The organism is Pseudomonas sp. IPO3774 (assembly GCF_013386835.1).
In the GTDB taxonomy this organism is placed as follows: domain Bacteria; phylum Pseudomonadota; class Gammaproteobacteria; order Pseudomonadales; family Pseudomonadaceae; genus Aquipseudomonas.
The window spans coordinates 123602-143614 of the sequence record NZ_JACAQY010000017.1 but is presented as its reverse complement, the minus strand read 5'-3'; the positions used below and the strand labels follow the sequence as shown (position 1 = coordinate 143614).

Annotated in this window: 19 protein-coding genes; 3 read left to right on the top strand and 16 right to left on the bottom strand. The window is 59.8% G+C overall.

Annotated elements, in window-relative coordinates; genetic code table 11:
* Nucleotides 1–61: 61 nt before the first annotated feature.
* The 4 genes from garD to kdgD all read right to left on the bottom strand — a co-directional run bounded on the left by garD (nt 62) and on the right by kdgD (nt 5492).
* Complete coding sequence (gene garD / locus HYE77_RS11035; RefSeq protein ID WP_088422717.1) at nt 62–1615, bottom strand: galactarate dehydratase; 1554 nt, start codon at nt 1613–1615, stop codon at nt 62–64.
* A gap of 13 nt (nt 1616–1628) precedes the next feature.
* Nucleotides 1629–2993 carry an MFS transporter gene (locus HYE77_RS11030; RefSeq protein WP_003216062.1) on the bottom strand — a complete coding sequence of 455 codons (1365 nt, stop codon included), beginning with the start codon at nt 2991–2993 and terminating at the stop codon, nt 1629–1631.
* Between the two features lie 87 nt (nt 2994–3080).
* Complete coding sequence (locus tag HYE77_RS11025; RefSeq protein WP_003216060.1) at nt 3081–4526, bottom strand: aldehyde dehydrogenase family protein; 1446 nt, start codon at nt 4524–4526, stop codon at nt 3081–3083.
* A gap of 54 nt (nt 4527–4580) precedes the next feature.
* Complete coding sequence (gene kdgD / locus HYE77_RS11020) at nt 4581–5492, bottom strand: 5-dehydro-4-deoxyglucarate dehydratase (RefSeq protein WP_003216058.1); 912 nt, start codon at nt 5490–5492, stop codon at nt 4581–4583.
* Between the two features lie 224 nt (nt 5493–5716).
* On the opposite strand from kdgD, the gene HYE77_RS11015 reads away from it, so the two are divergent.
* On the top strand, nt 5717–6871 hold the full coding sequence (locus HYE77_RS11015) for a phospholipase (RefSeq protein ID WP_102369912.1): 1155 nt from the start codon (nt 5717–5719) through the stop codon (nt 6869–6871).
* A 201-nt stretch (nt 6872–7072) separates the two neighbouring features.
* Here the strand turns inward: HYE77_RS11015 and HYE77_RS11010 are convergent, their stop codons facing one another.
* The 8 genes from HYE77_RS11010 to rplM form a co-directional block, all read right to left on the bottom strand.
* On the bottom strand, nt 7073–7822 hold the full coding sequence (locus HYE77_RS11010) for a FadR/GntR family transcriptional regulator (RefSeq protein ID WP_177068785.1): 750 nt from the start codon (nt 7820–7822) through the stop codon (nt 7073–7075).
* Nucleotides 7823–7992: 170 nt separating this feature from the next.
* On the bottom strand, nt 7993–8412 hold the full coding sequence (locus HYE77_RS11005; protein WP_003216051.1) for a ClpXP protease specificity-enhancing factor: 420 nt from the start codon (nt 8410–8412) through the stop codon (nt 7993–7995).
* A gap of 17 nt (nt 8413–8429) precedes the next feature.
* Nucleotides 8430–9047 (bottom strand): glutathione S-transferase N-terminal domain-containing protein, encoded by a 618-nt coding sequence (locus HYE77_RS11000; protein WP_003216049.1) that lies wholly within the window; start codon nt 9045–9047, stop codon nt 8430–8432.
* A 145-nt stretch (nt 9048–9192) separates the two neighbouring features.
* The gene (locus HYE77_RS10995) at nt 9193–9972 is read right to left on the bottom strand and encodes a cytochrome c1 (RefSeq protein WP_003216044.1); all 780 of its coding nucleotides are present in this window, start codon (nt 9970–9972) and stop codon (nt 9193–9195) included.
* Nucleotides 9972–11183, bottom strand: coding sequence for a cytochrome bc complex cytochrome b subunit (locus HYE77_RS10990; RefSeq protein ID WP_003216042.1), 1212 nt, complete (start codon nt 11181–11183; stop codon nt 9972–9974). The genes HYE77_RS10995 and HYE77_RS10990 overlap by 1 nt, the downstream gene beginning before the upstream one ends.
* Nucleotides 11183–11779, bottom strand: a complete 597-nt coding sequence (gene petA, locus HYE77_RS10985; RefSeq protein ID WP_003216040.1) for a ubiquinol-cytochrome c reductase iron-sulfur subunit — start codon at nt 11777–11779, stop codon at nt 11183–11185. The genes HYE77_RS10990 and petA overlap by 1 nt, the downstream gene beginning before the upstream one ends.
* A gap of 266 nt (nt 11780–12045) precedes the next feature.
* Nucleotides 12046–12438 carry a 30S ribosomal protein S9 gene (gene rpsI / locus HYE77_RS10980; protein WP_003216038.1) on the bottom strand — a complete coding sequence of 131 codons (393 nt, stop codon included), beginning with the start codon at nt 12436–12438 and terminating at the stop codon, nt 12046–12048.
* A gap of 14 nt (nt 12439–12452) precedes the next feature.
* A complete protein-coding gene (gene rplM / locus HYE77_RS10975) occupies nt 12453–12881 on the bottom strand; it encodes a 50S ribosomal protein L13 (protein ID WP_003216032.1) in 429 nt (142 codons plus the stop codon).
* A gap of 248 nt (nt 12882–13129) precedes the next feature.
* Here rplM and HYE77_RS10970 point away from each other — a divergent pair, with 248 nt between their 5' ends.
* Nucleotides 13130–14170, top strand: a complete 1041-nt coding sequence (locus tag HYE77_RS10970) for an NADP(H)-dependent aldo-keto reductase (protein ID WP_003216030.1) — start codon at nt 13130–13132, stop codon at nt 14168–14170.
* Nucleotides 14171–14293: 123 nt separating this feature from the next.
* On the opposite strand, the gene HYE77_RS10965 is transcribed toward HYE77_RS10970, so the two are convergent.
* A complete protein-coding gene (locus HYE77_RS10965; RefSeq protein WP_177068784.1) occupies nt 14294–15430 on the bottom strand; it encodes an acyl-CoA dehydrogenase family protein in 1137 nt (378 codons plus the stop codon).
* Nucleotides 15431–15650: 220 nt separating this feature from the next.
* Here HYE77_RS10965 and HYE77_RS10960 point away from each other — a divergent pair, with 220 nt between their 5' ends.
* Nucleotides 15651–16571 carry a GlxA family transcriptional regulator gene (locus HYE77_RS10960; RefSeq protein WP_173406101.1) on the top strand — a complete coding sequence of 307 codons (921 nt, stop codon included), beginning with the start codon at nt 15651–15653 and terminating at the stop codon, nt 16569–16571.
* A 194-nt stretch (nt 16572–16765) separates the two neighbouring features.
* On the opposite strand, the gene zapE is transcribed toward HYE77_RS10960, so the two are convergent.
* The 3 genes from zapE to HYE77_RS10945 form a co-directional block, all read right to left on the bottom strand.
* The gene (zapE, locus tag HYE77_RS10955) at nt 16766–17860 is read right to left on the bottom strand and encodes a cell division protein ZapE (RefSeq protein WP_177068783.1); all 1095 of its coding nucleotides are present in this window, start codon (nt 17858–17860) and stop codon (nt 16766–16768) included.
* A 78-nt stretch (nt 17861–17938) separates the two neighbouring features.
* On the bottom strand, nt 17939–19294 hold the full coding sequence (locus HYE77_RS10950) for a tryptophan--tRNA ligase (RefSeq protein ID WP_102604564.1): 1356 nt from the start codon (nt 19292–19294) through the stop codon (nt 17939–17941).
* Nucleotides 19295–19310: 16 nt separating this feature from the next.
* Complete coding sequence (locus tag HYE77_RS10945; RefSeq protein WP_102604577.1) at nt 19311–19940, bottom strand: alpha/beta hydrolase; 630 nt, start codon at nt 19938–19940, stop codon at nt 19311–19313.
* Between the last annotated feature and the right edge of the window lie 73 nt (nt 19941–20013).

The following is a 20013-nucleotide window of genomic DNA, read 5'->3' as shown; positions in this document are numbered from 1 at the left end:
CTACCTTTGGAATGCAGTCAAATGTGGGAGCGGGCTTGCTCGCGAAGCAGGCGACTCGGTCTTAAGTAATCGGCGCGGGATTGAACAACGTAATGTCGTTATGCAGCTTGTGCTGCTCCGCCCATGTCTGCTTCTTGCCGCTGGCCACATCCAGGTAGAAGTGGAACAACTCCCAACCCAACTCCTCGATCGTTGCCCGCCCAGTGGCGATCCGCCCGGCATCGATATCAATCAGGTCCGGCCAACGCTGCGCCAGCTCCGTCCGGGTCGAGACCTTCACCACCGGCGCCATCGCCAGCCCATAGGGCGTGCCACGCCCGGTGGTGAACACATGCAAATTCATCCCCGCCGCCAACTGCAACGTGCCGCACACAAAATCACTCGCCGGCGTGGCGCAAAAGATCAGGCCCTTGCGATTGAACCGCTCACCGGGGCCAAGCACGCCGTTGATCGCACTGCTGCCCGACTTGACGATGGAACCCAACGACTTCTCGACAATATTCGACAACCCACCCTTCTTGTTCCCCGGCGTAGTGTTGGCGCTGCGATCCGCCTCGCCCTTGGCCAGGTAGCGGTCGTACCAGTCCATTTCCCGCACCAGTTCCCGGGCCACGTCCTGGTTCTCGGCACGGGAAGTCAGCAGGTAGATCGCATCGCGGACTTCGGTCACTTCGGAAAACATCACCGTCGCGCCCGCCCGCAGCAGCAAATCCGAGGCATAACCCAGCGCCGGGTTCGCGGTAATCCCCGAGAACGCATCACTGCCGCCACACTGCATGCCGAGGATCAACTCCGACGCCGGTACGGTTTCCCGCCGGCGCAGGTCGAGTTTCTTCAGGCGGGTTTCGGCCAGTTCCATGATCTGTTCGATCATTTCGGTAAAGCCGTGGCTGGAGTCCTGCAACCGATACAGCCATGGCTCACTCAGGTCTACCGAGCTGTCGTTTTCATGCATCACCTGCCCGGCCTGCAACTTCTCGCAACCCAGGCTGATCACCAGGGCTTCACCGCCCAGGTTCGGATTGCGCGCCAGGTTACGCACGGTGCGGATCGGGATGTAGGCGTCGGTGGCCGTGATCGCCACGCCGCAGCCGTAGCTGTGGGTCAGCGCCACCACGTCATCGACGTTCGGGTACTTGGGCAGCAACTCGTCCTTGATGCGCTTCACCGCATGGTCCAGCACGCCCGTGACGCACTGAACCGTGGTGGTAATCCCGAGGATATTGCGCGTGCCCACGGTGCCGTCGGCATTGCGATAACCCTCGAAGGTAAAGCCTTCCAGCGGCGCCTGGGCCTCGGGCACTTCAGTGGACAGCGGCAAGCTGTCCAGCGGCGGCGCCGTGGGCATGCGCAGTTGATCTTCCTGCACCCAACTGCCGCGGGGAATCGGGCGCAGGGCATAACCGATGGTCTGGCCGTAGCGAATGATGCGGCCGCCTTCGGGGATGTCTTCCAGCGTCACCTTGTGGCTTTGGGGAATGAAATCCACCGTCACCAGGCCGTCGGGAAACTCGGTCCCCGCCGGTACGCCCTGGTCGTTGACCACAATCACCACGTTATCCAGTGCGTGCAAACGGATGGAGCGTGGCGAATCGGCATGTTCAATCAACTGCATGACGCGGGCCCCTTCAGGAATGCGCTTGGGAAAGTTTAGTCAGCTCGGGGCCTTTGGCCGGCGGCTCCTTGAGCACTACACGCTTGATCGGGCCAACGATCACCACGTAACTGAACACAGCGACCAGCGCGTTGGCGCCAACGAACACCAGGGCCCACTTGAACGAGCCGGTGGTGCTGATGATGTAGCCGATCACAATCGGGGTGGTGATCGACGCGATGTTGCCGAACATGTTGAACAGACCACCGCTCAAACCGGCGATTTGCTTTGGCGAGGTGTCGGAGACTACCGCCCAACCCAGTGCGCCAACGCCTTTACCGAAGAAGGCCAGGGCCATGAAGCCCACCACCATCCATTCGATGTCTACGTAGTTGCAGGCCACGATACTGCAGGAAATCAGCAATCCACCAATGATCGGCGCCTTGCGGGCGAACGTCAGCGAATGGCCTTTGCGCAGCAGATAGTCGGAAATGATCCCGCCCAACACGCCACCGATAAAACCACAGACCGCAGGCAGGGAAGCAATAAAGCCGGCCTTGAGGATCGTCATGCCGCGCTCCTGGACCAGGTACACCGGGAACCAGGTCAGGAAGAAGTAGGTGATGCCGTTGATGCAGTACTGGCCCAGATACACGCCGAGCATCATGCGATTGGTCAGCAATTGACGAATGTAATCCCACTTCGGCCCGTCGACTTTCTTGCCTTTGCCCTTGTCCTGATCCATATCGACCATGCCGCCGTTCTGGGCGATGTGCTGCAGTTCGGCGTCGTTGATCATCGGGTGTTGGCGCGGGCTGTGGATAAGTTTCAGCCAGATCAACGAGAACAGAATGCCGATGCCGCCCATCACGATAAACACGTGCTGCCAGCCGAAGGTGTAGACGATCCAGCCCATCAACGGCGCGAACAACACAGTCGCAAAGTACTGCGCCGAGTTGAAGATCGCCGAGGCCGTACCCCGCTCAGCCGTAGGAAACCACGCCGCCACGATGCGCGCATTTCCGGGGAAGGATGGCGCTTCAGCCAGGCCCACCAGGAAGCGCAACATGAACAGCGCAACGATGGCCGTGGAAACACCGAACTCACCGACATAGCCTTGCAGCACGGTGAACAGTGACCAGGTGAAGATGCTCAGGGCGTAGACTTTTTTCGAACCGAATCGGTCCAGCAGCCAGCCGCCGGGAATTTGCCCGGCCACGTAGGCCCAACCGAATGCGGAGAAGATATAGCCAAGGGTGACCGCGTCGATGCCGAGGTCTTTTTGCAGGCTGGAGCCGGCAATGGCGATGGTGGCCCGGTCGGCGTAGTTGATCGTGGTCACCAGGAACAGCATGAGCAGGATCAAATAGCGGACATGGGTCGGCTTGGTCGCTTGCATGAAGATGTACTCCCACTAATTATTTTTTTTGCGGGTAATCAAATTGTAAGCCTGTGGCGGGCACGGACCCGCCACAGGGTGCAGCCGTTACGAACCGATGTAGCTGGTTTTCACCACGGTGTAGAACTCTTGCGCATAGCGACCCTGCTCACGCGAACCGTAGGATGAACCCTTACGGCCGCCGAATGGAACGTGGTAATCCACACCGGCAGTCGGCAGATTGACCATCACCATCCCGGCCTGGGAATGACGCTTGAAGTGGTTGGCGTATTTCAGCGAGGTGGTGGCGATACCGGCCGAGAGGCCGAACTCGGTGTCGTTGGCCATCGCCAGCGCCGCCTCGTAATCCGCCACGCGCACCACGTTGGCCACCGGCCCGAAGATCTCTTCACGGCTGATGCGCATCGCGGCTTCGCTGTCGGCAAACAGCGTCGGCGCGAGGAAGTAGCCTTCGGTGTCGCAGGTCACCAGCTCACCGCCGCTGACCAGCCGGGCGCCTTCGCTCTGGCCGATGTCGATGTACTTCAAGTCCTGGTCCAGCTGGGCCTGGGAAACCACCGGGCCGATGTCGGTGCCGGTTTTCAGGGCGTGGCCGACCTTGATCGACTTCATCCGCTCGGCCATGGCCGCGACGAACTGGTCGTGAATCCCGGCGGTGACGATAAAGCGGCTGGACGCGGTGCAACGCTGGCCGGTGGAGTAGAACGCGCTCTGCACCGACAGCTCGACGGCTTGCTTGAGGTCGGCGTCGTCGAGAATGATCTGCGGGTTCTTGCCGCCCATTTCCAACTGCACCTTGGCCTGGCGCGACACGCAGCTGACGGCGATCTGACGACCCACGCCCACCGAGCCGGTGAAGCTGATGCCGTCAACTTTCGGGCTGTTGACCATGGCATCGCCGACCACACGGCCGCTGCCCATCACCAGGTTGAACACACCGGCAGGGAAGCCGGCGCGGGAGATGATTTCGGCCAGGGCCCAGGCGCAGCCCGGTACCAGTTCAGCCGGTTTGAGCACCACGCAGTTGCCGTAGGCCAGGGCCGGGGCGATCTTCCAGGCCGGGATGGCAATCGGGAAGTTCCACGGCGTGATCAGGCCAACCACGCCCAACGCCTCACGGGTCACTTCAACGTTGACGCCCGGACGCACCGACGGCAGGTAGTCGCCGGACAGGCGCAGGCATTCACCGGCGAAGAATTTGAAGATGTTACCGGCGCGGGTCACTTCGCCGATGGCTTCCGGCAGGGTCTTGCCCTCTTCCCGGGCCAGCAGGGTGCCGAGTTCTTCGCGACGGGCGAGGATTTCGGTGCCGACTTTATCCAGCGAATCATGACGCGCCTGGATCCCGGAAGTGGACCACGCCGGAAAAGCAGCGCGCGCAGCGTCGATGGCCGCGTGGACCTGGGCGAGGTCAGCCTTGGCGTATTCGCCAATGACATCAGACAACTCCGACGGATTGATGTTGGCCGAGTAGTCGGCGCCGGCAACCCACTGGCCACCGATGTAGTTTTCGAAACGCTTGGCTTGGGACACGAATTCTCTCCTGACGCAAAAAGCCGCTGATTACTCAGCGGCCTTGGTGATGGGTTATTGCGCGCCTTGCTTGTCGATCAACGCGGCCAGGGCTTCGTATTCTTCCGGCAGCAGATCGGTCAGCGGGGTACGCACGGGGCCAGCGTCGTAACCGACGATTTTCGCCCCGGCCTTGACGATGCTCACCGCGTAACCGGCCTTGCGGTTACGGATGTCGAGGTACGGCAGGAAGAAGTCGTCGATGATCTTGCCGACGGTGGCGTGATCTTCCCGGGCGATAGCGTGGTAGAAATCCATCGCGGTTTTTGGAATGAAGTTGAACACCGCCGAGGAGTACACCGGCACGCCCAGGGCCTTGTAGGCAGCGGCGTAAACCTCTGCAGTCGGCAAGCCGCCCAGGTAGCTGAAACGGTCACCGAGGCGACGACGGATCGACACCATCAATTCAATGTCACCCAGGCCGTCCTTGTAACCGATCAGGTTCGGGCAGCGCTCGGCCAGGCGTTCCAGCAGCGGCGCGGTCAGGCGGCAGACGTTGCGGTTGTAGACCACTACACCGATCTTGACCGACTTGCACACCGCTTCAACGTGGGCGGCAACCCCGTCCTGGCTCGCTTCGGTCAGGTAGTGCGGCAGCAGCAACAGGCCTTTGGCGCCCAGACGCTCGGCTTCCTGAGCGTACTCGATGGCCTGGCGGGTGGCACCGCCGACACCGGCAAGAATCGGCACGCTGGTGGCGCAGGTATCAACGGCGGTTTTCACCACTTGCGAATATTCGCTGGCCGCCAGGGAGAAAAACTCACCGGTGCCGCCAGCGGCGAACAAGGCGGTAGCGCCATAAGGGGCCAGCCATTCCAGACGCTTGATGTAGCCCGCCTGGTGGAAATCACCCTGGGCATTGAAATCGGTCACCGGGAAAGACAGCAGACCGTGAGAGAGGATGGACTTCAGTTCTTGTGGATTCATTATTCGAACACCCTGGGCGAAGACTTTCTGTTGTGAGATTACGGATGGTTATCTTGATGTCGTACGTCATCGTACAACTATAAAAATATTCGTCAACTGCAATTCATCGCCGCCCTTCTCGATTGCTGCTTTCTTGACGTAGGAAGTTTTTCCTCTATGCTCGGGATAACTGTATATACGTACAGTTATTACGGAAGATTCCTACGACATAGCAAGGAGCTAACATGTCAGATCTTGAACTCGCCACACCTGTGAAAACCCCGCCAACCCTGCGTTTTGAAGGCGGCGAACACACCGCCATCGGCGACGACACCCTGTTGCGTTTCGTCAAGGACGCCCCGCCGATTCCCGCCCGGCAGGTCGAATTGCACCTGCCCAATGGCCTGGCCCTGAGCTACGGCCAGATCATCGCCCTGGGCGGTGATTTCTATGGCATCCCCGGGCGCCCCATCAACGAAGGCACATCGCCCGCTGATCGTGTGCAGCGCTTTACCGATGCATTCAACTCGCTGGCGGTATTGCCAGCATCACGGGAAGAAGCGGGCAAGATCCTGGCGGTGATGCAAAAGGAGATCAATGCGGTCAACCAGGCAATCAAGGACGGCAAGCAACCCCATGAAGCCTATGACGCACTGGGTGACACCTTGTCCGAGGAATGGAACCGCATCACCGGCGGCGGCAGTGCCGTCTCGGCGCTGATTCCACTGGGGCGCTACCTGAAACTGGCGGCAGACAATGCCGACCACTTTGGCGAATGGGCTTTGGCGGCCTATCTGGCGGGGCATACGGCAGCCTTGCAACAAGCCGTCGTGGCGCATCAGACCGGCACCGACCAGGCGCTGGAACTGGCCTATGCCATGAACAGCTTTGCTGATCACTTTTTGACCGATCTATTTTCCGCCGGGCACCTGCGGGTACCGCGCAAGCAACTGGCGGCGGTGGTGACACCGGGTGAACTGGGCTCGCTGATCAGCCGCTTCATGCACGATGAAGACAGCAAGTTCGGGCTCAATGTGCGCAACGCCCTGGGCGAGCAGTGGCATGCCTACGGTGATAAACGCTATTTCGACAGCAACGATGCGGCCAACCGCGCCATGGTCAAACGCGCCGTGCAGGCCTCGGCCGATGAGATCTTCGAAACGTTTATCAGCGGCATGGCGCCCTCCCCGGCCAACTTCAAGGCACCGCTGTATGTGCCGGACCTGAACGCCGCGCAGAACCCGGCGAACAACTTCTCACCGCTGTTCAAGGCTGAAGGCGACAAGGTGCTGCGACGCAAGGACGTCAACAACCTGAACGACAAGCAGTGGACCAATGATTGGTGGGGTTGGAGCACGTATCTGCTGCTCAAGGACTACACGCCGAATCAGCCGGCCTGAAAGACGTGAGTTAAGCCTCGCGCACTAACCTGTGGCGAGGGAGCCTGCTCCCGTTGGGCTGCGAAGCAGCCCCGGCAAGAACACGGGGTTCTTTCAGACAGAACTCGGGGCAATGGATTTGGGGCCGCTGCGCGGCCCAACGGGAACAAGCTCCCTCGCCACAATGAGCTTTCAAGCCACACGCTTACGTCCAGCCTGGAATCAACCGCGCTGCGCTTCCGCCTCTTCATGGGCATGGCGCAGCCGCTCACGGCTGTTGGTCAGGTGCAACCGCATGGCCGCCCGCGCCGCATCCGAGTCCTGGCGCGCGATCGCCTCGTAGATCTCTTCGTGTTCGCGGCTCAGGCGGCTCATGTAGTGCTGCTGGTCATCATGGGCCAGGCGTGCCGAGTTCAGCCGCGTGCGCGGAATGATGCTGGTGCCCAGGTGGGTCATGATGTCGGTGAAGTAGCGGTTGCCGGTGGACAGGGCAATCTGCAGGTGGAACTGGAAGTCCGACGCCACCGCATCACCGGCGTGGGCCGCACTTTCGTTCAGCGCATCGAGGGCAGCACGCATGCCGGCCAATTGCTCGTCGCTACGACGCTGGGCGGCGAGCCCGGCAGACTCCACTTCCAGGCTGATCCGCAGTTCAAGGATGGCCAGCACATCACGCAGGGTGATGACAGTGGCCGGATCAATCCGGAAACCGCTGGGGCTTGGCGTATCCAGTACAAAAGTGCCGATGCCATGGCGGGTTTCTACCTGCCCGGCGGCCTGCAATCGCGAGATGGCTTCACGCACCACGGTGCGGCTGACCCCATGGGCGTCCATGATCGCCGACTCGGTGGGCAGTTTGTCGCCACGTTTGAGTTGGCCGTCGCGGATCTGCTCGGACAACACCGTGACCAATTCCTGGGCAAGGCTGCGGCGCTTGCGGGGAAGACGAGGGGCGGCGCTGGAGTTTTCCATGATGAATCATCTATCTCGGCGATCTGAAGCACGCATGATAGCCCATGGCGGTTGTACGATCACCGTCCTGTCATGACTTTCATCTATAACCGCCGGGGTTTTTGCCAGGCAAAAAAATGCCCCGGCATCACCGAGGCATTTTCAACGCTGGCCCGAGGGCCCGCGCCTTATTACTTCACCACTTTCAGACTCGGCCGACCGCTTGGACGCGGTGGCTCGGAATCCGGCGGCGGCACATCATCTTCGCCTTCGAGCTCGATCGCTTCGTCATCCTCAAGGGAAGACTCCAGATCAAACACCATGCCCTGGCCATTTTCCCGGGCGTAGATCCCGAGGATGGCACCGATGGGCACGAACAGCGTATGCGGCACACCGCCGAAACGCCCTTCAAAGCTGACCGCTTCATTGTCCATGTGCAGGTGTCGCACGGCACTGGGTGAAACGTTCAGGACGATTTGTCCGTCACTGGCAAAACCTTGCGGTACCTGAACCGCGGGAAACTCGGAATTGACCAGCATGTGCGGGGTGCAATCGTTGTCCACTATCCACTCATAGAGCGCGCGGACCAGGTAAGGTCGACTGGAGTTCATCAACGGCTCCTTAAGCCTTAGCGCATATCGCGTTCGACACCAGACAGACTCGCCTGGAAAGCCTCACGCGCAAACTGGCGCTCCATGTAGTCAAGCAGCGGCTTGGCAGGCCGCGGCAGTTCTATGCCCAAAATCGGCAAGCGCCAGAGTATGGGTAATAGGCAGCAATCCACCAGACTTTGTTCCTCGCTGAGGAAAAAAGGTTTGTCGGCAAACAACGGCGAAACACCGGTCAGGCTCTCGCGCAATTCCTTGCGCGCCTGAACCCGGGCCGCTTCCTTGCTGCGTGAATCCAGAATCAGGTCCACCAGGCCACACCAGTCACGCTGGATCCGATGGATCAGCAGGCGGCTGTTGGCACGCGCCACCGGATACACCGGCAGCAACGGTGGATGGGGATAACGCTCATCCAGGTATTCCATCACCACGGTTGACTCCCACAACGCCAGGTCACGATCGACCAGGGTGGGCAAGCTGCCGTAAGGGTTCACTTCGATCAGTTTCGGCGGGTGACGTCCCACCTCCACACTGATGATCTCTGCGCTGACACCCTTCTCTGCGAGCACGATGCGTACTCGGTGGGAATAGTGGTCGGCGGGGTCGGAGTAACAGGCCAACCGATTGGTCACGCCCATGGCGGTCCTCCTCGCTTGTTGAAATTATCGGAAGCTCAAAAACGAGCGCGCCCAGTGAGCATCTCCGTGACGCCTGGATAAACCAGACTTACCTTCAGAGATGCCGCTGGGCGCGCAAGATTAACAGCAATTACTTACGGTTGGATCAATGCACATCCTTCCAGTATTCGCGTTTCAGCAGATAGGCGAACACGAAGAAGAAGGCCAGGTACAGCAACACATAGGTACCAATGCGCTGATGCTGCAGCTTCACTGGGTTGGCCGAGTAGGCCAGGAAGGTCACCAGATTCTTGACCTTCTCGTCGAACTGCTCTTCGTTCAGCGTGCCGGTCTTCGGCACTATGGTCAGCTGATCGCACGCTTCATGAGTCAAAGGCGTACCGGTGAGCGGATCATACTGCTTCTTGCCGTCTTCGACGATTTGTACTTGCTTGCATCCTACCACTTGGCGACCTTGCAGGCCGACCAGAACGTTAGGCATACCGACGTTCGGGAACACTTTGTTGTTCACGCCGTAGGGACGCGTCGGGTCTTCATAGAAGGATTTCAGGTAGCCATAGAGCCAATCGGTGCCACGCACACGGGCCACCAGGGTCAGGTCGGGCGGTGCAGCCCCGAACCAGGTCTTGGCGTCGGCCGGTTGCATGCCGATGGTCATGTGGTCGCCGATCTTCGCCCCGGTGAACACCGAGTGGCTCAGCATCACGTCATGGGGAATGCCCAGGTCGTCGGCCACTCGCTCGTAACGCTGGAACTTGGCGCTGTGGCAGCCCATGCAGTAGTTGGTGAACGTACGCAGCCCGTCCTGCATTGCGGCTTTGTCCGACACGTCGATGTCGACTTTTTCCAGTTCTGGGCCGTGTTCAGCGGCGAAAGACAGCAGCGGCAGGGCCGCAAGAATGAATGCAACGAATAATTTTTTCATCAGCCAGTCACCCTTTCCGGTACCGGTTTGGTCTTCTCGAGCCGGGTATAGAACGGCATCAGAATGAAGTAGGCGAAGTACAGGAAGGTGCAGACCTGCGACAGCAACGTACGCTCCGGGGTCGGCGCCAATACGCCCAGTACACCCAGGATCACGAACGCAATGCAGAACACCCACAGCCAGATCTTGCTCAGCCAGCCCTTGTAGCGCATGGACTTGACCGGGCTACGGTCGAGCCACGGCAGCACGAACAGCACCGCAATCGCTGCGCCCATGGCGATAACGCCCATGAGTTTGTCGGGAATCGCCCGCAAGATCGCGTAGAACGGAGTGAAGTACCAGACCGGGGCAATGTGTTCCGGGGTCTTGAAGGCGTTCGCCTGTTCGAAGTTCGGTTTCTCGAGGAAATAACCGCCCATCTCCGGGAAAAAGAACACGATCGAGCAGAAGATGAACAGGAACACCACCACACCGACGATATCTTTCACGGTGTAGTACGGGTGGAACGGAATGCCGTCCAGCGGTACGCCGTTTTCGTCCTTGTGCTTCTTGATATCCACGCCGTCGGGGTTGTTCGAACCCACTTCGTGCAACGCCAGGATGTGCAGCACTACCAGGCCCAGGATCACGATCGGCAAGGCCACCACGTGCAAGGCGAAGAAGCGGTTCAGGGTGATCCCGGAGATCAGGTAGTCACCGCGAATCCACTGGGTCAGGTCGTTGCCGATGACCGGGATCGCACCGAACAGCGAGATGATCACCTGGGCGCCCCAATAGGACATCTGGCCCCACGGCAGCAGGTAGCCCATGAAGGCCTCGGCCATCAGCGCCAGGTAGATCAGCATGCCGAACACCCACACCAGCTCGCGAGGCTTCTGGTACGAGCCGTAGAGCAGGCCACGGAACATGTGCATGTAGACGACGATGAAGAACGCCGAGGCGCCGGTGGAGTGCAGCAGACGCAGGATCGAGCCGTACTCGACGTCGCGCATGATGTATTCGACGGAGGCGAAGGCTTCTTCGGCCGACGGGGTGTAGCTCATCGTCAGCCAGACACCGGTAACGATCTGATTGACCAGTACCAGAAGTGCCAGGGAGCCAAAGAAATAGAAGAAGTTGAAGTTCTTCGGTGCGTAGTACTTGCTGAGGTGGTCTTCCCACATCTTGGTCGCGGGGAAGCGCGCATCCACCCAATCCATGAACTTGCTCATCAGGCTTTCTCCCCCTCGTCGACGCCAATGACAATGACACTGTCAGTCTCGTAGTGATGTGGCGGAACTGGCAGGTTCAGTGGTGCAGGTTGTGACTTGTAGACGCGGCCAGCGAGGTCGTAGTGAGAACCGTGGCACGGGCAGAAATAGCCCCCGACCCAGTCCTTGCCCAGGTCCGCGGGCGCCACTTCCGGGCGGAAGGTGGGAGAGCAACCCAAGTGGGTGCAGATACCGATCAGCAGCAGAATTTCCGGCTTGATCGAGCGAATTTCCTTATCGACGTAAGCGGGTTGGTCGGAATTCTTCGAGTCGGGGTCGGACAGCTGGCCCTCGATCTTCTTCAGATTTCCCAGGATTTCCTCGGTACGACGAACGATGAACACTGGCTGACCGCGCCATTCAGCAATCATTTGCTGGCCTGGATCGATCTTGCTGACATTCACCTTCACCGGTGCACCTGCGGCTTTCGCCTTGGCACTGGGAAACCATGACCCCACGAACGGGACCGCAGCCCCCACCGCTCCTGCAGCACCCACCACGGATGTGGCTGCTACCAAGAAGCGACGCCGGCCTGCATTCACGCCGTCATTGCTCATTCAGTCCTCTCCCATCAGCTTTGTGGCCTGTTAAATCAGGCGTCTACTAAGTGTTAAATCTGAACTTATAAAAATTTTGCCGAATGGTAATGAAAAGCCCCACGTCTGACAAGGTAATTACCCCCGGCACTGGCTCCAAGCCTTTGAGTATAGGGGCTCTACGGATGTGGCAAGTTGTCACACAGATTTTTTTACATAAATAGCAGGCAATAAAAAACGCCCAGCTCCGTGAGGAGGCTGGGCGTTTTCTGGAACGTAAAAGCGAATTAACGCTTCGAGTACTGCGGACGCTTACGCGCTTTACGCAGACCAACTTTCTTACGTTCAACTTCACGAGCATCGCGAGTCACGAAGCCAGCTTTGCGCAGAGCGCCACGCAGGGTTTCGTCGTACTGCATCAGAGCGCGAGTGATACCGTGGCGGATTGCGCCAGCTTGACCACTTACACCGCCACCGATAACGGTGACGTAGATGTCGAACTTTTCAACGGTCTCGGTCAATTCCAGCGGCTGACGAACTACCATGCGGGCAGTTTCGCGACCGAAGAAATTTTCCAGAGTGCGGTTGTTGATCGAGATGTTACCAGTACCCGGACGCAGGAAAACGCGAGCGGTAGCGGTTTTGCGACGGCCAGTGCCGTAATTTTGAGTCGCCGACATAATGAACTATTCCGTTAAAACTTCAGTTCTTGGGGCTGCTGAGCAGCATGAGGGTGAGCAGCGCCCGCATAGACTTTCAGCTTGCGATACATGTCGCGACCCAGTGGGCCCTTCGGCAGCATACCTTTGACCGCGATTTCAATCGGGGCTTCAGGCTTTTTGGAGATCAGGCCTTCGAAGTTCGAAGACTTGATACCGCCTGGGAAACCGGAGTGACGGTAGTACATTTTGTCTTGCGCTTTGTTGCCGGTAACACGTACCTGCTCGGCGTTGATGATGACAATGTAGTCACCGGTATCAACGTGAGGGGTGTACTCAGGCTTGTGCTTGCCACGCAGACGGCTGGCGACTTCAGTGGCCAGACGACCCAGGGTCTGACCAGCGGCGTCGACGACAAACCAGTCGCGCTGAACTGTTTCTGGTTTTGCAGTAAAAGTTGTCATTCTTTAATAGCCTCAGGGGCCGCCCTGTAAATTAGACGGCGGATCTTACTGAATAGTGCGTACTTTGACAAGTCAAAGGCAGCCGGATACAGACGCTATCGGGGGCTCGGGTCGGCGCGTCCGTTCAACGGCAAGATTCTTCGGCAGGCGGCGCATCACTTCCACTGCAGAAAGAGGTGGGCAATTATGCAGATTGCCAAAAAAATTTCAACCTGCTTTTATGATTGTTTTCCCCGAAGGAGTACCCGATGGACTATCGACAGCTGGGCCGAACCGATCTGAACGTGAGCGCGATAGCCTTGGGCACCATGACCTGGGGCGAGCAGAACAGCGAGGCAGAGGCCTTCGCACAGATCGAACGGGCCAAGGCCGCGGGGATCAACTTCCTCGACACCGCGGAAATGTACCCGGTGCCGCCCAAGGCCGACACCTACGCCACCACCGAGCGCTACATCGGTAATTACTTCAAAAGCCGCGGCGACCGTGCCGACTGGATCCTCGCCAGCAAGATCGCCGGCCCCGGCAACACCATCGACTACATCCGCGATGGCAGCCTCAAGCACAACCGCAAGCACATCGCCGAAGCCCTGGACGCGAGCCTCAAGCGCCTGCAAACCGACTGGATCGACCTCTACCAGCTGCACTGGCCCGAGCGCAGCACCAACTTTTTCGGCCAACTGGGCTACAAGCACAAGGCCGAAGAAGACCTCACGCCGCTGGAAGAAACCCTCGAAGCCCTGGATGAGCAGGTCAAGGCCGGCAAGATCCGCCACATCGGCCTGTCCAACGAAACCCCGTGGGGCACCATGAAGTTCCTGGCCCTGGCCGAAGCCCGTGGCTGGACCCGCGCGGTGTCGATCCAGAACCCCTACAACCTGCTCAACCGCAGCTTTGAAGTGGGCCTGGCGGAAATCGCCATCCGTGAACAGTGCGGTTTGCTGGCGTATTCACCGCTGGCGTTCGGCATGCTCAGCGGCAAGTACGAAGGTGGCGCACGCCCGGCCAAGGGCCGCCTGAGCCTCTATAGCCGCTTCAGCCGCTACTTCAACCCGCAGTCGGAAGCTGCATGCAGCCGTTACGTGGCACTGGCCCGTGAGCACGGCCTGGACCCGGCGCAGATGGCATTGGCGTTTGTGACCCAACAACCGTTCGTGACTAGCAACATCATTGGCGCCACGACCCTGGACCAGCTGGACAGCAACATCGCCAGCGCCGACCTGAAACTGTCGGATGAGGTGCTGGCAGGGATTGAGGCGATTCAGAAGGATCATCCGAATCCTGCGCCTTGATTGATCTCTAGGCCGCCTTCGCGAGCAAGCCCGCTCCCACATTCCACCGAGTTCCACCTTTGGAATGCAGTCGAATGTGGGAGCGGGCTTGCTCGCGAAGAGGCCCTCAAAAACACCAAGAATTCAAAGCGCCCGTGCGATGATCTCCTTCATGATCTCATTCGTCCCCGCATAAATCCGCTGCACCCGCGCATCTGCCCACGCCCGCGCAATCGGGTATTCCCACATAAACCCATACCCGCCGTGCAGTTGCACACACTCATCCAGCACCTTGCACTGCAGGTCCGTGGCCCAGTATTTGGCCATCGCGGCCGTGGGCACATCGAGCTTGCCTTCCAGGTGCAACTCCATGCACTTGTCGACAAACACCCGGCCGATCTGGGTTTCAGTGGCAATCTCCGCCAGTTTGAATCGGGTGTTCTGGAAGTCGATGATCGCCTTGCCGAACGCCTTGCGGTCCCGGGTGTATTCCAGCGTCCATTGCAACGCCGCCTCGGCTGACGACAGCGCACCAATCGCCACCGTCAAACGCTCCTGCGGCAACTCCTGCATCAGGTAGGCAAAGCCCATCCCCGCCTGGCCCAGCAGATTCTCCTTGGGCACCCGCACATCCTGGAAGAACAGCTCCGATGTATCCTGGGCCTTCATCCCGATCTTCTCCAGGCGCTTGCCCTTGTCGAAACCCGGCGTGTTGGCCTCCACCAGGAACAGGCTGGTGCCCTTGGCGCCGGCCTTGGGATCGGTCTTGGCCACGACGATCACCAGATCAGCCAGGAAGCCATTGGTGATGAACGTCTTGGAGCCGTTGATCACGTATTCATCGCCATCCAGCACCGCCGTGGTCTTGACCCCTTGCAGGTCGGACCCGGCCCCCGGCTCGGTCATGGCAATCGCCGTGACCATTTCCCCGGAGATCAGCTTGGGCAGGTACTTGTGCTTCAGCGCCTCACTGCCGTAATGCAGGATGTAGGGCGCAACAATGTCCGAATGCAGGGAGAAACCAATCCCGGTCAATCCCAGCCGGCTGATCTCCTCGATTACCACCGCGCTGTAGAGAAAGTCCGCCCCGAGGCCGCCGTACTCTTCCGGCAGATGCGAGCAGAGCATCCCCGCCTCCCCCGCCTTGTTCCACAGGTTGCGGTCGATGTAGCCCTGCTTTTCCCATTGCCCGTGGAACGGCGCCGCGTCTTTTTCGAGGAAGGTGCGCACGCTCTGGCGGAAGAGTTCGTGCTCCGAGCTGAACAAGGTTCTGGGAATCATGGGTCACCTGTGTGAATTGTCGGACAAGACCGGGATCACAGAGCCTAAGCCGCGAAGGCGTCACAGGACACTGGACACATGCGACAAAAAATAAGACGATCCAGCCGTCTGGTGACCACTTTCCCCTATAAGAATAAATGAAATTATGTCTAACCAAATCTCCACGCCCTTGCGGCGCGTCAGCATTTTGGCCATTGATCGGGTATTCGCTTCAACCCTCATGCAAGCCAAGGATTTCTTCCACCTCGCGAGCCTGCGCTACGGCAAACAGCTGGGCCAGGGCCTCACTCCCGCCTTCGAAACCCGCCTGGTCAGCCCCGACGGGCAGTCGGTGCGCAGCTTCAGCGATGTGATCATGCCGGTGGACGGCGGCCTCGAAAACGCCGACATCATCGTGCTCCCGGCCTTCTGGGACGATTTCGACTCGTTGTGCCAACGCTACCCCCAAGTGCTGCCCTGGCTGCGTGAACAACACGCCCGTGGCGCGGTGCTGTGCGGCGAAGCCACCGGGGTGTTCTGGCTCGCCGAAGCCGGCCTGCTGGATGGCAAGGAAGCGACCACCTATTGGCGCTTCTTCAACGCTTTCACCGAACGCTTTCCCAAGGTGCAGCTGAACCAGGACAAGCACCTGACCGACGCCGACAACCTCTACTGCGCCGGCGGCACCACTTCAGCCTGCGACCTCTACATCTACCTGATCGAACGCTTCTGCGGCGCCAACATCGCCCAGGCCGTAGCCCGCGACATCCTCTACGAAGTGCAACGCAGCTACGCCCCCGGGCGCATCGGTTTTGGCGGGCAGAAGCTGCACCAGGACGTGATCATCCTGCAGATCCAGCATTGGCTCGAAGAGCACTTCGCCGACAAGTTCCGCTTCGAAGACGTGGCCCGGGAACACGGCATGAGCATCCGCAACTTCATGCGCCGCTTCCAGACCGCTACCGGTGACAAGCCGCTGCACTACCTGCAACGGTTGCGCATCGAGACAGCCAAGGGCCTGCTGTCCGGCAGCCGAAAAAGCATCAAGACCATCAGTTACGAGGTGGGCTACGATGACGCGAGCTTCTTTGCGCGGCTGTTCCGCCAGCATACCGAGCTGTCGCCCAACCAGTATCGCCAGCAATTCCAGCAGGCGGCGTAACCAAAGGGTATACACAGTAAAAATGTGGGAGCTGGCTTGCCTGCGATGGCGGCGTGCCAGGCACCAGAGGCATCAGCTGACAGACCGCTATCGCGGGCAAGCCCGGCTCCCACAGTTGCTTTCTGTTGACCTGGAAATTTTGCATAAAAAAAGGCCCGCATCGCTGCGGGCCTTTTTCATTTCAAGCACATCGCTTACGGCTTGTGCGCCCGCGACAGGAACTCGTGGGACTGCATTTCCAGCAAGCGGCTCAAGGTGCGCTGGAATTCGAAGTTCAAGCGGCCGCCGGTGTAGAGGTCCTTGAGCTCGACTTCCGCCGAGATGATCAGCTTGACGTTGCGGTCGTAGAATTCGTCGACCATGTTGATAAAGCGCCGCGCGATGTCGTCGGTGGTGACGCTCATCTGCTCGACACCGCTCAGGATCACCGCGTGGAAGATCTTGCCCAGTTCGATGTAGTCGTTCTGGCTGCGAGGGCCGTCGCACAGTTCGCGGAATTCGAACCAGGCCACGTCATCGCAGGTGCGCAGCGCGATGATTTCGCGGTTTTCGATGATCAGCTTGTCGTTTTCAACCGCCTGGGTGCATTCCGGCGTCAGCGCGCGGAAGCTCTTGCGCAGGCTTTCCTGGGCCACTTCGTTGAGCGGGTAGTGGAACAGTTCGGCTTGTTCAAGGTGACGCAGGCGGTAGTCGACGCCGCTGTCGACGTTGACGATGTCGGTGTTCTGCTTGATCAGGGCGATGGCCGGCAGGAAACGCGCGCGTTGCAGACCGTCCTTGTACAGGCCGTCGGGCACGATGTTCGAGGTGGCGACCAGGGTCACGCCGTTCTTGAACAACTCTTCCATCAGGGTGCCGAGGATCATCGCGTCGGTGATGTCGGACACGAAGAACTCATCGAAACAGATCACCCGGGCTTCTTCCGAGAAGCGCTTGGCGATGATGGTCAGCGGGTTCTTTTCGCCCGGCAGGGTCTTCATCTCTTCATGCACGCGCTTCATGAAGCGGTGGAAGTGGGTGCGGACCTTTTCCTTGAACGGCAGCGCTTCGAAGAAGGTGTCCACCAGGTAAGTCTTGCCCCGGCCAACACCACCCCAGAAATACAGGCCCTTGACCGGCGTATGGTCTTTCTTGCCAAACAGCTTGCTGAACATGCCCGGCTTGTTCTGCGAGGCCTGGACCAGATCGTCGTACAGGCGCTGCAAATGGCGCACCGCAGTTTCCTGGGCAGCGTCATGGAAGAATTCAGGGCGTTTCAGATCAGCTTGATATCGTTCTAGGGGCGTCATAATTCGTTAGCAAGGCAACAAAAACGGGCCGCCACTGTAACGACGGCCCTGAAGAATGGCAATCAACCCTTGGTCGGGTCAATCCTCGATTGGGGTCAACGCAACGCGCAAGGCTTCGATCGCCGCATCCCGCGAGGCGCTGTCGGCGAACGCCGGGCTATCGGCGACGACTTCACCGTCCAGCCACACGCTGAAGCTCGAGGCTTCACTGCGTACATCCAGCGCCTGACCCGATTGCAGCTGCTTGGTTACGGCGCCTGCGGTTTTACCGTCGGCAAAGTTGCGCGACAGCAGCAGTTGCTCGCCTTCGGCCGCCAGCAAACGGAAGCGGAAGCTGCCGTCGTCTTCGCGGAAGCTGACAAAGCGTGCGGCTTTCGCAGCTTTCTTCTTGGTGGTGGCAGCCACGGCGACCGGATTGACGAACGAGCGCAGGCCCACCGCTTCACGCAGTTCGGCCAGGAACGGTGCAGCCACGGCGCGGGCTTTGCGGGCGCCGACCAGCAGCAGGTCTTCCATGTCCGACGGGCGCGACATCAGTTGGTGATAACGCTCGCGCGCTTCACCCAACTGGCCGTCCAGCAGTTGGAACAGACGGTTCTTCGCCTCGCCCCAGCCCAGGCCTTGCAGCAGTTCACCGCGGAACTCTTCTTCCTGGGTCTGGGTGGCAAATGCCTGGTACAGGGTGAACAGGTGCGAGTTGTCCGGATCCTTGGCTTCGCCCGGCGCGCGGGAGTCGGTGACGATCCGCGAGATCGCGTCCTTCATGTCCTTGGCGCTGGTGAACAACGGGATGGTGTTGTCGTAGCTCTTCGACATCTTGCGGCCATCCAGGCCCGGCAAGGTGGCGACGCTTTCTTCGATCAGCGCTTCGGGCATGGTGAAGAATTCTTTACCCTTGCCGAACAGGTGGTTGAAGCGCTGGCCGATGTCGCGAGCCATTTCCACGTGCTGGATCTGGTCACGACCGACCGGCACCTTGTGGGCGTTGAACATCAGGATGTCCGCGGCCATCAGCACCGGGTAGCTGTACAGGCCCATGGTGATCCCCGCATCCGGGTCTTCGCCGTTCTCCAGGTTCTTGTCCACCGAGGCCTTGTAGGCGTGCGCACGGTTGAGCAAGCCCTTGGCCGCCACGCAGGTCAGCAGCCAGGTCAGCTCGGGGATTTCCGGGATGTCGGACTGGCGGTAGAAGGTTACCCGGTTCACATCCAGGCCACCGGCCAGCCAGGTCGCGGCGATTTCCATGCGCGAGCGCTGGATGCGCTGCGGGTCATCGCACTTGATCAGGGCGTGGTAGTCGGCCAGGAAGTAGAAGGAGTCGGCGTTGGCGTCCTGGCTGGCAAGGATCGCCGGGCGAATCGCGCCGGCGTAGTTGCCCAGGTGCGGCGTGCCGGTGGTGGTGATGCCGGTGAGGATGCGGGTACGGGTCGTCATGGGTGATCGCTTGTCATCAATTCGAAAGACGTGGCAGCACAAGATCCTTGAGATCGGTCAGCTTGCCATGAAAAAAGTGTCCGCATTCTGCCACTTTCAGCAGCTCATGGGGGCGATTCAGGGCCGCGGACCAGTCGTAGACGAGTTGCGGGTCGACCACTTCGTCGGTTTCCGGCTGGATCACGGTCAATGGGCAGCCTTGTGGCAACACGTCGTTATCCCGCAGGCGCATCACGGCCGCGGCCACCATGAACAGGTGCGCGAGTTTTTCGCCCTTGGCTTCCAGGCGGCCGCCGAGGGTGGCCGCGACAAACCCGCCGAAGGAAAAACCCAGCAGGGTGATCGGCAGGTCGGGATGCTTTTCACGCAGCCAGGTGGCTGCCGCTTCGGCGTCGTCGACTTCACCGGTGCCCATATCGTGCGTACCGGCACTGGTGCCGACACCGCGATAATTGAAACGTAACGTGATCAAGCCGGCATCGCGCGCGGTGCGTTGCAGGGTCGATACGACTTTGTTGAGCATGGTGCCGCCCTGCACCGGGTTCGGGTGACAGATCAGCGCCAGGCCACGTGGCTCGGGGTGATCCAGATACAGGGCGTCCAGTTGGCCTACCGGGCCATCGATCAAAACGGGGGTTTCACGCATCAGCAAGGAAGGAACTCCGTGACCTCTCAAGGGGTCGACTCGTCTAGCTAAAAGTCTGTGCATGGCATCATTG

What these genes read in the sequence shown, in the direction of transcription:
- garD (WP_088422717.1), bottom strand. Translation starts at nt 1,615, where the DNA reads ATGCAGTTGATTGAACATGCCGATTCGCCACGCTCCATCCGTTTGCAC.
- HYE77_RS11030 (WP_003216062.1), bottom strand. Translation starts at nt 2,993, where the DNA reads ATGCAAGCGACCAAGCCGACCCATGTCCGCTATTTGATCCTGCTCATG.
- kdgD (WP_003216058.1), bottom strand. Translation starts at nt 5,492, where the DNA reads ATGAATCCACAAGAACTGAAGTCCATCCTCTCTCACGGTCTGCTGTCT.
- HYE77_RS11015 (WP_102369912.1), top strand. Translation starts at nt 5,717, where the DNA reads ATGTCAGATCTTGAACTCGCCACACCTGTGAAAACCCCGCCAACCCTG.
- HYE77_RS11010 (WP_177068785.1), bottom strand. Translation starts at nt 7,822, where the DNA reads ATGGAAAACTCCAGCGCCGCCCCTCGTCTTCCCCGCAAGCGCCGCAGC.
- HYE77_RS11005 (WP_003216051.1), bottom strand. Translation starts at nt 8,412, where the DNA reads ATGAACTCCAGTCGACCTTACCTGGTCCGCGCGCTCTATGAGTGGATA.
- HYE77_RS11000 (WP_003216049.1), bottom strand. Translation starts at nt 9,047, where the DNA reads ATGGGCGTGACCAATCGGTTGGCCTGTTACTCCGACCCCGCCGACCAC.
- HYE77_RS10995 (WP_003216044.1), bottom strand. Translation starts at nt 9,972, where the DNA reads ATGAAAAAATTATTCGTTGCATTCATTCTTGCGGCCCTGCCGCTGCTG.
- HYE77_RS10990 (WP_003216042.1), bottom strand. Translation starts at nt 11,183, where the DNA reads ATGAGCAAGTTCATGGATTGGGTGGATGCGCGCTTCCCCGCGACCAAG.
- petA (WP_003216040.1), bottom strand. Translation starts at nt 11,779, where the DNA reads ATGAGCAATGACGGCGTGAATGCAGGCCGGCGTCGCTTCTTGGTAGCA.
- rpsI (WP_003216038.1), bottom strand. Translation starts at nt 12,438, where the DNA reads ATGTCGGCGACTCAAAATTACGGCACTGGCCGTCGCAAAACCGCTACC.
- rplM (WP_003216032.1), bottom strand. Translation starts at nt 12,881, where the DNA reads ATGACAACTTTTACTGCAAAACCAGAAACAGTTCAGCGCGACTGGTTT.
- HYE77_RS10970 (WP_003216030.1), top strand. Translation starts at nt 13,130, where the DNA reads ATGGACTATCGACAGCTGGGCCGAACCGATCTGAACGTGAGCGCGATA.
- HYE77_RS10965 (WP_177068784.1), bottom strand. Translation starts at nt 15,430, where the DNA reads ATGATTCCCAGAACCTTGTTCAGCTCGGAGCACGAACTCTTCCGCCAG.
- HYE77_RS10960 (WP_173406101.1), top strand. Translation starts at nt 15,651, where the DNA reads ATGCAAGCCAAGGATTTCTTCCACCTCGCGAGCCTGCGCTACGGCAAA.
- zapE (WP_177068783.1), bottom strand. Translation starts at nt 17,860, where the DNA reads ATGACGCCCCTAGAACGATATCAAGCTGATCTGAAACGCCCTGAATTC.
- HYE77_RS10950 (WP_102604564.1), bottom strand. Translation starts at nt 19,294, where the DNA reads ATGACGACCCGTACCCGCATCCTCACCGGCATCACCACCACCGGCACG.
- HYE77_RS10945 (WP_102604577.1), bottom strand. Translation starts at nt 19,940, where the DNA reads ATGCGTGAAACCCCCGTTTTGATCGATGGCCCGGTAGGCCAACTGGAC.